Annotated in this window: 12 protein-coding genes; all 12 read right to left on the minus strand. The window is 69.9% G+C overall.

Annotated elements, in window-relative coordinates:
- A partial coding sequence (der, locus tag J5F18_RS05045) for a ribosome biogenesis GTPase Der (protein ID WP_346301232.1) occupies positions 1 to 928 on the minus strand: 928 nt, incomplete at its 3' end.
- Positions 925 to 2076 carry an outer membrane protein assembly factor BamB gene (bamB, locus tag J5F18_RS05050; RefSeq protein ID WP_346301233.1) on the minus strand — a complete coding sequence of 384 codons (1152 nt, stop codon included), beginning with the start codon at positions 2074 to 2076 and terminating at the stop codon, positions 925 to 927. The genes bamB and der, both read right to left, overlap by 4 nt.
- Positions 2073 to 2753: a tetratricopeptide repeat protein gene (locus J5F18_RS05055; protein ID WP_346301234.1), complete on the minus strand. Its 681-nt coding sequence runs from the start codon at positions 2751 to 2753 to the stop codon at positions 2073 to 2075. Before J5F18_RS05055 ends, bamB begins: the two co-directional genes overlap by 4 nt.
- Positions 2754 to 2851: 98 nt before the next feature.
- Positions 2852 to 4177 (minus strand): histidine--tRNA ligase, encoded by a 1326-nt coding sequence (hisS, locus tag J5F18_RS05060; protein ID WP_346301235.1) that lies wholly within the window; start codon positions 4175 to 4177, stop codon positions 2852 to 2854.
- 44 nt (positions 4178 to 4221) lie between these two features.
- Positions 4222 to 5334: a flavodoxin-dependent (E)-4-hydroxy-3-methylbut-2-enyl-diphosphate synthase gene (gene ispG, locus J5F18_RS05065; protein ID WP_346301236.1), complete on the minus strand. Its 1113-nt coding sequence runs from the start codon at positions 5332 to 5334 to the stop codon at positions 4222 to 4224.
- Between the two features lie 9 nt (positions 5335 to 5343).
- The gene (locus J5F18_RS05070; RefSeq protein ID WP_346301237.1) at positions 5344 to 6282 is read right to left on the minus strand and encodes a RodZ domain-containing protein; all 939 of its coding nucleotides are present in this window, start codon (positions 6280 to 6282) and stop codon (positions 5344 to 5346) included.
- A 30-nt stretch (positions 6283 to 6312) separates the two neighbouring features.
- Positions 6313 to 7065, minus strand: a complete 753-nt coding sequence (pilW, locus tag J5F18_RS05075) for a type IV pilus biogenesis/stability protein PilW (RefSeq protein WP_346301238.1) — start codon at positions 7063 to 7065, stop codon at positions 6313 to 6315.
- Between the two features lie 124 nt (positions 7066 to 7189).
- Entirely contained in the window at positions 7190 to 8317 is a 1128-nt protein-coding gene (gene rlmN / locus J5F18_RS05080; RefSeq protein WP_346301239.1) for a 23S rRNA (adenine(2503)-C(2))-methyltransferase RlmN, read from the minus strand.
- 72 nt (positions 8318 to 8389) lie between these two features.
- Entirely contained in the window at positions 8390 to 8815 is a 426-nt protein-coding gene (gene ndk / locus J5F18_RS05085; protein WP_346301240.1) for a nucleoside-diphosphate kinase, read from the minus strand.
- A gap of 195 nt (positions 8816 to 9010) precedes the next feature.
- Positions 9011 to 9337 (minus strand): iron-sulfur cluster assembly accessory protein, encoded by a 327-nt coding sequence (locus J5F18_RS05090; protein ID WP_346301241.1) that lies wholly within the window; start codon positions 9335 to 9337, stop codon positions 9011 to 9013.
- A 40-nt stretch (positions 9338 to 9377) separates the two neighbouring features.
- Positions 9378 to 10535, minus strand: a complete 1158-nt coding sequence (locus J5F18_RS05095) for an aminotransferase class V-fold PLP-dependent enzyme (protein ID WP_346301242.1) — start codon at positions 10533 to 10535, stop codon at positions 9378 to 9380.
- 36 nt (positions 10536 to 10571) lie between these two features.
- A complete protein-coding gene (locus J5F18_RS05100; RefSeq protein ID WP_346301243.1) occupies positions 10572 to 11042 on the minus strand; it encodes an Rrf2 family transcriptional regulator in 471 nt (156 codons plus the stop codon).
- Between the last annotated feature and the right edge of the window lie 105 nt (positions 11043 to 11147).

An 11147-nucleotide genomic window follows, 5' to 3' on the forward strand; every position in this document is an offset into this window, starting at 1 on the left:
GCATCGTCTCCTTGGCCTCGTGCTCCAGGCCGTCCCACTTGTTGACCGCCAGCACCAGGGCGCGGCCGGTGGTCAGCACGTAGTCGAGCAGGTGCAGGTCCTGCTCCACCAGGCCGGTGCGCGCATCGAGCACCATGATGGCGACATGGCACTCCTTGATCGCCTCCAGGGTCTTGATGATCGAGAACTTCTCGGCGATCTCGTGGACGTTCTTGCGCCGCCGCACCCCGGCGGTATCCACCAGCACATAGGGCTTGCCGCGCCGCTCGAAGGGGATCTCGATGGCGTCGCGGGTGGTGCCGGCCTCGTCGAACACCACCACCCGCTCCTCACCGAGCAGGCGGTTGACCAGGGTCGACTTGCCCACGTTTGGGCGGCCGATCACGCCGATGCGGATGCCCTTGGTGCCGGTGTCCGCGGGGATGCTCTCGTCCCGCTCGGGGAAGGGGGCAAGCACCTCGTCGATCAGCGCGGTGACGTTGCGGCCGTGGGCGGCGGCGATGGGCCGCGGCTCGCCCAGGCCGAGCTCCCAGAACTCGGCGGTGGCGGTGGCCTCCTCCAGGCCGTCGGTCTTGTTGACGACGAGCCAGGTCTTCTTCTGGTTGACCCGCAGGTGATTGGCGATGGCCTGGTCGGCCACGTTGAGGCCGGCCCGGGCGTCCACCAGGAAGAGCACGATGTCGGCCTCGTCGATGGCGGCCAGCGACTGCTCGGCCATGGCCGCGTCGATGCCCTCCTCGTCGCCGCTGATGCCGCCGGTGTCGATCACCGTGTAGGCCTTGCCGCCGAGCAGACCGTTGCCGTACTTACGGTCACGGGTCAGGCCCGGGAAGTCGGCCACCAGGGCGTCGCGGGAGCGGGTCAGGCGGTTGAACAGGGTCGACTTGCCCACGTTGGGGCGGCCGACCAGGGCGATCACGGGTGTCATGGGCGAATGTCCAGGGCCTCGAGGCTGCCGTCGTTGGCGAGCACGTGGATGCGGCGGCCGTCGGTGATGGGGCGCACGCTGATCCCGGAGCGGTCGACGCGTTCGCGGCCGACCATCTCGCCGCTGCGCGCCTCGATCAGGTGCAGGTAGCCCTCGAAGTCGCCGAATACCAGGTTGCCGTCGGCGAAGGCCGGGGCGGTGATGCTGCGCCCCTCGAGGGCGGTGTTGCGCCAGATCTCCTCGCCGCTGTTGGCGTCCAGGGCGTGGATATGCCCCGCCTCGTCGACGGCGAACAGGAAGTCGCCCACCAGGATCGGGGTGTGGTAGCTGGAGAAGGGCTTCGACCACAGCTCCTCGCCGCGGGTCGCCTCGAGGGCCACCAGGCGGCCGTTGAAGCTGGTGACGAACAGCCGGCCGTCCGGGGTGAGCACCGGCTGGCCGGCCAGGTCCACTAGGCGGTCGATGTCGCTGCGGCCCTGGGCCACGGCGATGCGGCGCTCCCACAGCGGCTGGCCGTTGCGGTTGTCCAGGGTGACCAGGCGGCCGTTGGCGAAGCCGGCGAAGGTGACGGGGTCGATCACCGTGGGGGTGCCGGTGCCGCGCAGGGTCAGCGACGGGCGGCTGGCGGAGTAGCGCCAGCGCTCCTCGCCGCTGGAACGATCCAGGGCGGTCACCGAGCCGTCGACGCTCTGTACCACCAGCAGCTGCTGGTTGGGCTGGGGGGCGGCCAGCACCTCGCTGGGCACCCGGGCACGCCAGCGCACGCTGCCGTCGCGCTGGCTCAGGGCCAGCACCTCGCCGTTGCGGGTGCCCAGGTAGACGTCGCCGGCCACGGCGGTCAGGGCGCTGGAGACGGGCACCTCGAGGTCCACCTGCCAGCGGCGCTCGCCGTCGTCGGCGGCGAAGGCGGCCAGCCGGCCGCGCTCGTCGGCGGCGAAGAGGGTGTCACCGTCGCGGAAGGGGGCGATCGGGTAGCTGGCGCGGCCCAGGCCGCGGCCTACGCGCTGGCTCCAGGCGCCGGTGAGTTCGGTGCGCTCCTCGAAGCTCGACAGCTCCTTGGGCGGGTATTGCGGCTCCACCCGGTTTCCGGCGCAGCCTGCCAGCAGGGCGGCCGCGGCCAGGGCGGCGATCAGGAAGGTCGGTTTCATGAATCGAGCCCCTGGTGTTGAAGGCCTGCGTCTTCCAGGCCCAGGTTGTCGAGCTTGAGCTGCACGCCGTAGAGCGGCTGGTCGCGGGCCTCGGCCAGCGCCAGCGCCTCGCGCCAGGCCTCGCCGGCGTCACTCTCGCGGCCCAGGGCGTGGTAGGCGTCGCCGCGTACCTCGGCACGCTGGGCGGCCAGCGCCTCAGGCACGCCGGTGTCGAGGGTAGCCAGCGCTGCCTCGGCGTCGCCTTCGGCGACCTGCAGCCGCGCCAGGCGCAGGCGGGCCAGGCCCTTCACGTAGTCGCGGCCGCTGGCGTCGATCAGCGCCTCCAGGGCGGCGCGGGCGCCGGGGAGGTCGTCCTGGGCCACCGCCAGGCGCGCATCGATCAGTCGCGCCAGGTCGGCGTAGAGGGTCCGGCCGTGGTTGTCGGTGATCTCCCCCACCAGCTCGCGGGCCTGGATGAGGCCCGCTTCGTCGAGCTCGTTGCCGGCACTCAGGTTGATCAGCTGCTGGTAGCGCAGGGAGGCGGCGGTGGCCTGGTTCTCCTGGTAGTTCTGCCAGGCGTTCCAGCCGATGATCCCGGCGGCGGCGAGGGCCACGCCGGCGATGAGCGACAGGCCGTTCTGCTTCCACCAGCGCTTGAGCGCCTCGAGCTGCTCTTCTTCGGTTCTCAGCTCCGCCATGGGCGGTCTCCTTGTCTTTCAAGAGAGCACGCTCTGATCGAGCGTGTTCCAGTGGAAAGGGTCCGATGAGCGCGGCCCAGCGGCCGGCGCTCGGCTGATCAGGCGCTCGGCGCCGCGAGCAGCTCGGTGAGGGTGGTGGCGAGGGCATCCCGGGGCAGGGTCAGCTGCTCGCGCTCCTCGCGCAGGAACTTCAGCGTTGCCGTGCCGTCGGCCAGCTCGTTCTCGCCCAGCAGCAGGGCCAGGCGGGCGCCGCTGCGGTCGGCCTTCTTGATGCGGCTCTTGAAGCTGCCGCCACCGCAGTGGAGCTGGGCGCGCAGGCCGGGCAGCTCGCCGCGCAGCCGCTCACCGAGCAGCAGGGTTGAGCCGGTGGCGGCATCGTCCATGGGCAGCAGGTAGAGGTCGAGTTCGCCACGGGCCGCCTCGGGCACGAGCTCGAGGGTCTCGAGCAGCAGCACCAGGCGCTCGATGCCCAGGGCGAAGCCCACCGCCGGGGTCGGCTTGCCGCCCAGCTGCTCCACCAGGCCGTCGTAGCGGCCACCGGCGCAGACGGTGCCCTGGCTGCCGAGTGCCGTGGTGGTCCACTCGAAGACGGTGCGGCCGTAGTAGTCCAGGCCGCGCACCAGCCGCGGGTTGATCACGTAGGCGATGCCGGCGGCGTCGAGCAGGGCGCAGAGCGCTTCGAAGTGCTCCCGAGACGCCGCGTCCAGGTGGTCGATCAGCCTGGGCGCGCCGGCCAGCATCTCGGCCATCTCCGGGTTCTTGGAGTCCAGGATGCGCAGCGGGTTGCTGCCCAGGCGGCGGCGGGAGTCTTCGTCGAGCTGGTCGTGGTGCTGCTCGAAGTAGGCCACCAGGGTGTCGCGATAGGCGGCGCGGGCCTCCGAGGAGCCCAGCGAATTGAGCTCCAGGGTGACGTGCTCCATCAGCCCCAGGTCCCGCCACAGCCGCGCCGAGAGCAGGATCACCTCGGCGTCGATGTCCGGCCCCTCCAGGCCGAAGGCCTCCACACCCACCTGATGAAACTGGCGGTAGCGGCCCTTCTGGGGACGCTCGTGGCGGAACATCGGGCCCTGATACCAGAGCCGCTGGGTCTGGTTGTGCAGCAGGCCGTGCTCCATGGCGGCGCGCACGCAGCTCGCCGTGCCCTCGGGGCGCAGGGTCAGGCTGTCGCCGTTGCGGTCCTCGAAGGTGTACATCTCCTTCTCGACGATGTCGGTCACCTCGCCGATGGAGCGGGCGAACAGCGCGGTCTGCTCGACGACGGGGGTGCGGATCTCGTCGTAGCCGTAGCGCGCCATCAGGGCGCGCACCTGGCCCTCGAAGTATTGCCACAGGGGCGACTGGCCGGGCAGCAGGTCGTTCATGCCGCGAATGGCCTGGATCTTCTTCTTGGTGGGCTCTTTTTGACTTGCCTGGGACTTGCTCAACGCTTGCTCCTTGATGGGTCGCCGCGGCGAAAAAAGACTGCGGGTCAGCCGCGGGCGATCATGTCCTTTTCGGCCTGCTCCTTCTCGCGCACCTTGTCGCGGATCAGCCGCTCGAGGTCGTCGACCAGATGGTCGTTGCGCAGCTTGCTGGCGGGCTTGCCGTCGATGTAGACGAGGTTGGCCGGCGAGCCGCCGGTGAGCCCGATATCGCTCTCCTTGGCCTCGCCGGGGCCGTTGACCACGCAGCCGATCACCGAGACGTCCAGCGGGGTCCTGATGTCCTCCAGGCGCGCCTCCAGAAGGTTCATGGTGCCGATGACGTCGAAGTTCTGGCGCGAGCAGCTGGGACAGGCGATGAAGTTGATGCCCTTGCTGCGCAGGCGCAGGCTCTTGAGCATGTCGAAGCCGACCTTGACCTCCTCGACGGGGTCGGCGGCCAGCGACACCCGGATGGTGTCGCCGATGCCGTCCATCAGCAAGAGCCCGAGGCCAATGGAGGACTTGACGGTCCCCGAGCGCAGCCCGCCCGCCTCGGTGATGCCCAGGTGCAGCGGCTGCTCGATCAGGGTGGCGAGCTTGCGATAGGCGGCCACCGCCATGAAGACATCGGAGGCCTTGACGCTGACCTTGAAGTCGGGGAAGTCGAGGCGGTCGAGGTGGTCGATATGGCGCATGGCGGACTCGACCAGGGCGTCCGGGGTCGGCTCGCCGTACTTCTTCTGCAGGTCCTTCTCGAGCGATCCGGCGTTGACGCCGATGCGGATCGGGATGCCGTTGTCCCGGGCGGCGGAGACCACGGCGCGCACGCGATCTTCCTTGCCGATATTGCCGGGGTTGATGCGCAGGCAGTCGACGCCGAGCTCGGCGACGCGCAGGGCGATCCGGTAGTCGAAGTGGATGTCGGCGACCAGCGGGACGGCCACCTCACGCTTGATCTTGCCGAAGGCCTCGGCGGCCTCCATGTCGGGCACCGAGACGCGCACGATGTCGGCGCCGGCCTCCTCGAGGCGGCGGATCTGCGCCACGGTGGCGGCCACGTCCAGGGTGTCGGTGTTGGTCATGCTCTGCACCGAGATGGGGGCGTCGCCCCCGACGGCTACCTGGCCGACGTGGATCTGGCGTGACTGGCGGCGAACGATAGGGGATGGGGCGTGCATGGTGACGGATCAATCTCCCAGGGTAAAACGGGCGACGTTGTTGGCGCCGGCGCGGGCGCGCAGGTCCACGCTCTCGCCGGCCCAGATCAGCTCGACGCCGGTGGCGTTGCCCACGGTCAGACGGAACGGCGGCTCCCCTTCGACGCTGGCCGAGGTGCCGGGTTCCTGCAGGCCGACGAAGATGCGCTGGTTGTTGGCATCGAAGATCTCGGTCCAGGACTGCTCGTTGAAGGTCAGCACCAGCCGGCGGGGGTCGGCGGCGGGCTCTTCCTCCACGGCGGCCTCTTCGGCCACCTCGGGTTCGGCGTCGGCCAGCGCCAGGGCGCCATCGGCGTCGAGCTCGGCGGGCTCATCGGCCAGGGCAGCGGGATCCTCCACCAGGCCCAGCCCCTCGCCCTCCTCGGGCAGCGGCGGCAGGCTCTCCGGGTCGGCGGTGACCACGGGCGCGTCGGGCTCGGTGATGGTGGTGGTGCCGTCCAGGCTGTCCACCGAGACGGGCCCGGTGTCGCCGATGCCGGGCGGCTCGTTGCCGCCGCGGCTCTGCCACCACATCAGGGTCAGGCCGATCAGGCCGGCAATCACCAGCAGGGTGACCAGCCGGAACAGCCAGGCGCCGAGCTTCGAGGGCGGTCGGGTCACATGGATCGGCGTGACCTTGCGGTCGCTGTCCTCCAGGCCGAAGCTCGCCCGATAGGCCTCCAGCACCGGGCGGTCGTCGATGCCCAGCAGGTGGGCATAGGCGCGCAGGTAGCCGCGCCGATAGGTGGGGATCGGGACTTCCTCGTAGTCGTCCAGCTCCAGGCCGCGGATCACCGCCGGACGCAGGTTGAGCGCACCGGCCACATCGGCGAGCGATAGGCCCTGGGCCTCGCGCTCGCGCCTGAGCTGCTCGCCCGGCGAGGCCGAGAAGGCGGTATGCGCGGGGTCAGGTGTCTGGGTGTCGCTCATGGCTGAGCATCCTTCGTCAAGAATCGTGGGTCAGGGCGTGCCGGAGCGGCTGTCCAGCTGTTCGGTATAGAAGGCGGCGGTGGCCTGGTCGCCGCGGGCCTGGGCGATCTGGCGGGCCAGCCGCAGCGCCTCGGCGTTGGCACCGGCGAGACGGATGAAGGTGTCGATCTGCTGCTGGGCGCGGTCGTGATTGCCCGCCTGGTACTCCAGTTGCGCCAGGGTGAAGTAGCTGCGCGGGCTGCGCGGGTCGATGTTCTGGGCGCGCTCCAGGCTCTGGCGCGCGGCGCTGAGTTCGCCCAGCTCGCGCTGGCACTGCCCCAGGTTGGCGAACAGCTGGGCCCGCGCGGGGTACTGGGCGTCGCCGGAGGCCAGTTCGAGCTGCTCGCAGGCCTCGCGGATGCGTCCCCGGTCATACAGGAAGGCCGCATAGTTGTTGCGGGCCCGAGTAAAGTGGCGGTCGGCCGAGAGGGCGCGCCGGAAGGTCTCGTCGGCGAGCGCGTGCTCGCCCTGGCGCTGGTAGAGCATGGCCATGGCCTGCAGCGCCTCGGCGTCGTTGGGGGCGACGCCCAGGGCGCGGTCCAGGGCGCCCATGGCGCGCTGCAGGTTGTCGCGCTCCAGGTAAGCGATGCCCAACTGGGTATAGGCATCGGCCGGGCTGGTCTCCCGGTCGCCGGTGGTCAGGCCCTGAGGCTGGGTGGCGCAGCCAGCGAGCCACAGGGTTCCCAGCAGGATGGCCGCTGCGGGCAGCCGTGAGGCTCCGGGCAGGCAGGGGCGGCGCGTCATGATGTTCTCCCGAGGGTCGACACGAATTCCCCGGCGGCAGGCCGCTGGCAGGCGCGGGCCGGGGCGATCAAGAGCCTGACCATCAAAGCGTCGTGCCTGGTTGAAGTCAAGGCGGCCCATTCGCTCAGTCGGCGTCGATCTGGATCGACTGAATGTAGCGCGCATGGCGCTTGGTGCGATCCTTGACCCGTCCCACCAGCTGGCCGCAGGCGGCATCGATGTCATCGCCGCGGGTGGTGCGGATCGGCGCCGTGTAGCCCAGCTCATAGAGCCACTGCTGGAAGCGCATCACCTGGTTGCGTGACGGCTTCTCATAGCCCGAGTGGGGGAAGGGGTTGAAGGGGATCAGGTTGATCTTGCATGGCAGCTCGCGCAGTAGCTCGGCGAGCTGGCGGGCGTGCTCCTGCTGGTCGTTGACGTCCTTGATCACCGTGTACTCCACGGTGACCATGCGGGTGTCGTCGCACTTGGCCAGGTAGCGGTGGCAGGCGTCCAGCAGGGTGCGGATGTTGTACTTGCGGTTGAGCGGCACCAGCTCGTTGCGCAGCTCGTCGGTGGCGGCGTGCAGCGAGATGGCCAGGCTCACGTCGAGTTCGTCGCCGAGCTTGTCCAGCATCGGCACCACCCCGGAGGTGGAGAGGGTGACGCGGCGCTTGGAGAGGCCGTAGCCGTTGTCGTCGAGCATCAGTTTCATGGCCGGCACGACGTTGTCGTAATTGAGCAGCGGTTCGCCCATGCCCATCATCACCACGTTGGTGACCGGGCGGTTGGCGGTGTCCTTGCGCGGGCCCACGCTGCGCTGGGCGACCCACACCTGGCCGATGATCTCGGCGGCGGTGAGGTTGCGCTCGAAGCCCTGCTTACCGGTGGAGCAGAAGCTGCAGTCCAGCGAGCAGCCCACCTGGGAGGAGACGCACAGGGTGCGGCGCTTGCCGTTGTCGGCGGGGATCAGCACCGTCTCGACGTAGCTGCCGTCCTCCACCTCCAGCACCCACTTGCGGGTGCCGTCGCTGGAGGTGCCCTCGTAGACCACGCCGGGGCCGCGGATCTCGGCGACGTCGGCCAGCCGCTGGCGAAGCGCCTTGGAGAGGTTGGTCATGGCCGCGAAGTCGTCACAGCCCTCGTGGTGGATCCACTTCATCACCTGGGCGGCACGGAACTTCTTCTCGCCGATGGAGAGGAAGAAGGCTTCCATCTCCTCGCGGGACATGCCGAGCAGGTTGGTCTTCTGGGGTGCGGTATCAGCGGTCATGGCGGTCAGCGGGTCGTGGGGAGTAGAGAACAGCAGGGGAGGCGGGGGGCTGGCCCCCGCCCGGGGCCTCGATCAACGGGGGCAGATTTCGCTGCTCTCGAAGAAGTAGGCGATCTCGCGCTCGGCGGACTCGGGGGAGTCGGAGCCGTGCACGGCGTTGGCATCGATGGTCTCGGCGAAGTCGGCGCGGATGGTGCCCGGCGCGGCTTCCTTGGGGTTGGTGGCCCCCATCAGCTCACGGTTCTTGGCGATGGCGTCCTCGCCCTCGAGCACCTGGACCACCACCGGGCCGGAGGTCATGAAGCCGACCAGGTCCTTGAAGAAGGGGCGCTCCTTGTGCTCGGCGTAGAAGCCGCCGGCCTTGTCGTCATCGAGGTGCAGCATCTTGGCGGCAACCACCTTCAGGCCGGCCTTCTCGAAGCGGGCGATGATCTCGCCGATGGCGTTCTTGGCGACGGCGTCGGGCTTGATGATGGACAGGGTGCGCTGGGTTGCCATGGGCATGTCTCCAGTAAGGGGGGATGAATGGGCGGCTGAGGTGGGGGAGCGGGGCGGCGCGGCGAATCGGATGGTGCGGCCGGCGGTCCGGCGAGTTCGCCGACTGGGCGCGGATTATACCGCCCCGGGGCGGCGTTGAACAATCGTCGCAGTAGCGAGGAGGCGTGCGCCTCGGGTCGCGGGATTGCTGTGAATCTAGACCGTAAAGCTCTCGCCGCAGCCGCACTGGTCCTTGACGTTGGGGTTGTTGAAACGAAAGAAGCGGTTAAGCCCTTCGTTGACATAGTCCACCTCGCTGCCGTCGAGCATCTCCAGCGCCTCGGGGGCGACGAAGACCTTGACCCCGTGCTCCTCGAAGCAGGTGTCGTCGGCGTCGGCCTGGTCGGCGAAGTCGAGCACGTAGCTGTAGCCGGAGCAGCCGCTGGGCTTGACCGAGACGCGCAGGCCGAGGCCCTCGCCGCGCTCGGCGAGCACCCGGCGGACCTGGTCGGCGGCGGCGGGGGTGATGGTCAAATGCGCCATGGGTCTCTCCTGTGGCGGGTGAATGGGACGGTGGCCAGGCCTAGATCGCCTGGCGGCGCAGCCCGGTCAGGGCGTGGCGCAGGGCGGCCAGCGCCGTATCGACGTCGGCCTCGGTGGTGAAGCGCCCGAAGCTGAAGCGCAGCGAGGCGAGCGCCAGCGCCCGCGGCAGGCCGATGCCCTTCAGTACATAGGAGGGCTCGACGCTCGCCGAGTTGCAGGCGGAGCCGGTGGAGAGCGCGACGTCGCGCAGCGCCATCAGCAGGGATTCGCCGTCGATGCCCTCGAAGGCCAGGTTGAGGATATTGGGCACCGCCACCGCGATATCGGTATTGCGGTGGATGCCGCCGAGGTCATCCAGGCCCGCCAGCAGGCGGTCGCGCAGCGCGGTGATGCGCACCTGGTCCGCCTCGCCCTCGGCCCCGGCCAGGGCGAAGGCCTCGCCCATGCCGACGATCTGGTGGGTGGCGAGGGTGCCGGAGCGCATGCCGCGCTCGTGGCCGCCACCGTGGATCAGCGCCTCCAGGCGGATGTCCGGATGGCGCCTGACGTAGAGCGCCCCGATGCCCTTGGGGCCGTAGGCCTTGTGGGCGGAGAGCGACATCAGGTCGATGCCCAGCCGCGCGACGTCCAGGGCCAGGCGGCCGACGGCCTGGGCGGCGTCCACGTGGAACACCGCGCCACCGGCATGGGCGACCTCGGAGAGGGCCGCCAGGTCATGGATGGTCCCCAGCTCGTTGTTCACCGCCATCAGCGAGACCAGCACGGTGTCCTCGCGCATCGCCTGGCGCAGCTGCTCGGGCGTGACGCGGCCGTCGCGTCCCGGGGTGAGCCAGGTCACCTCGAAGCCTTCGGCCTCCAGCGCCCTGGCGGTGTCCACCACCGCCTTGTGCTCGATGCGCGAGGTCACCAGGTGGCGACCCCGGGCGCGGTTGGCGCGCAGGTAGCCGATCAGCGCCAGGTTGTCGGCCTCGGTGGCCCCGCTGGTCCAGACGATCTCGCGGGGATCGGCGCCGATCAGGTCGGCCACCTGGCGGCGGGCGTTCTCCACGGCCTGTTCGGCCTGCCAGCCCAGCATATGGCTGCGCGAGGCGGGGTTGGCGAAGATGCCGTCCAGGGTCAGGTGGCGTCCCATGAGCTCGGCGACACGGGGATCGACGGGAGTGGTGGCGGCGTAGTCCAGGTAGACGGGTGTGGTCATGGCCTCGGGAGTCTGGTCAGGGTGCGGCTCGGCGCTTCAGGGCGCCGAGGCAAGGATGTCGCGGCTGTCCAGGCGGGCGCGCTGGCGCTCGGCGATCTGCTGGACCTCCAGGCGCTCGGCCAGCTGGCCGAGGGTGATGCCCTCCAGGAAACCGTGGATCTGTTCGGAGAGCTCGTACCACAGGTGGTGGGTCAGGCAGGTGTCGCCCTGCTGGCAGTCGGAGAGACCGCCGCAGCGAGTGGCGTCCACCGACTCGTCCACCGCGTCGATCACCCGGGCCACCGAGATTGCCTCGGGCGCCTGGGCCAGCAGATAGCCGCCGCCCGGGCCGCGCACGCTCTCCACCAGCTTCGCCCGGCGCAGCCGCGCGAACAGCTGCTCCAGGTAGGAGAGCGAGATCTCCTGGCGTCGCGAGATGTCGGCCAGGCAGATGGGGCCGGCCTGGGCATTCATGGCCAGGTCGAGCATGGCGGTGACGGCGTAGCGTCCCTTGGTGGTCAGGCGCATGGCGACCTCGGCGCCGACGGGGTCGGCGGTCGGTGAACGGGCGCTCCAGCGGGGAGCGCGGTCAATCCTGCATTATGGTAAAGACCGAGCGTCACGGTCAACCAT

The organism is Halomonas sp. BM-2019 (assembly GCF_017584085.1).

What these genes read in the sequence shown, in the direction of transcription:
- ispG (WP_346301236.1), bottom strand. Translation starts at nt 5,334, where the DNA reads ATGCACGCCCCATCCCCTATCGTTCGCCGCCAGTCACGCCAGATCCAC.
- J5F18_RS05070 (WP_346301237.1), bottom strand. Translation starts at nt 6,282, where the DNA reads ATGAGCGACACCCAGACACCTGACCCCGCGCATACCGCCTTCTCGGCC.
- pilW (WP_346301238.1), bottom strand. Translation starts at nt 7,065, where the DNA reads ATGACGCGCCGCCCCTGCCTGCCCGGAGCCTCACGGCTGCCCGCAGCG.
- rlmN (WP_346301239.1), bottom strand. Translation starts at nt 8,317, where the DNA reads ATGACCGCTGATACCGCACCCCAGAAGACCAACCTGCTCGGCATGTCC.
- J5F18_RS05095 (WP_346301242.1), bottom strand. Translation starts at nt 10,535, where the DNA reads ATGACCACACCCGTCTACCTGGACTACGCCGCCACCACTCCCGTCGAT.
- bamB (WP_346301233.1), bottom strand. Translation starts at nt 2,076, where the DNA reads ATGAAACCGACCTTCCTGATCGCCGCCCTGGCCGCGGCCGCCCTGCTG.
- J5F18_RS05055 (WP_346301234.1), bottom strand. Translation starts at nt 2,753, where the DNA reads ATGGCGGAGCTGAGAACCGAAGAAGAGCAGCTCGAGGCGCTCAAGCGC.
- ndk (WP_346301240.1), bottom strand. Translation starts at nt 8,815, where the DNA reads ATGGCAACCCAGCGCACCCTGTCCATCATCAAGCCCGACGCCGTCGCC.
- J5F18_RS05090 (WP_346301241.1), bottom strand. Translation starts at nt 9,337, where the DNA reads ATGGCGCATTTGACCATCACCCCCGCCGCCGCCGACCAGGTCCGCCGG.
- J5F18_RS05100 (WP_346301243.1), bottom strand. Translation starts at nt 11,042, where the DNA reads ATGCGCCTGACCACCAAGGGACGCTACGCCGTCACCGCCATGCTCGAC.